Source organism: Mesorhizobium sp. M7A.F.Ca.MR.362.00.0.0, assembly GCF_004023175.1.
Taxonomy (GTDB): domain Bacteria; phylum Pseudomonadota; class Alphaproteobacteria; order Rhizobiales; family Rhizobiaceae; genus Mesorhizobium.
Window position 1 is genome coordinate 1 of sequence record NZ_RZTF01000220.1, and the last position, 427, is coordinate 427.

Below are 427 nucleotides of genomic sequence, written 5' to 3' on the forward strand. Positions count from 1 at the left end.
TTGCCGATGAGGGCATCGATCTCTCCATCCGCTGTGGACGCGGCGGCATTCCGGGCCGCGTCTCGGTGCAGCTTTTCGAGGAACATGTCTTCCCCGTCGCGTCGCCCGAGCTTGCCTGCGAGATCGGCCGCGGCGACCCTGCCCGGCTGCTCAAATATCCGCTGATCAACGATTCCGACGCGTCTGCCTGGCGCGCCTGGTTTGCCGCGCAAGGCATGGATTATCGCCCGCGCCCGCAGGACCGTCGCTTCGAGGACTACAATCTGGTGCTCGACGCCGCCGCCTATGGGCTCGGCATCGCGCTGGCACGCCCACCCCTGACCGGGCATCAATTGCTATCGGGCCGCATCACGCCCGTCGATGAGCGCACCGCGCTCAATCCGGTGTCCTACTGGCTCGACCGGCCGATCGGGCGGCCGCGTACCGC

At 67.7% G+C, this 427-nt stretch carries 1 protein-coding gene; it reads left to right on the forward strand.

Features of this window, described 5'->3' with window-relative positions; translation table 11 throughout:
- On the forward strand, positions 1-427 hold a 427-nt coding region (locus EOC06_RS23500; RefSeq protein WP_245469967.1), incomplete at both ends, for a LysR substrate-binding domain-containing protein.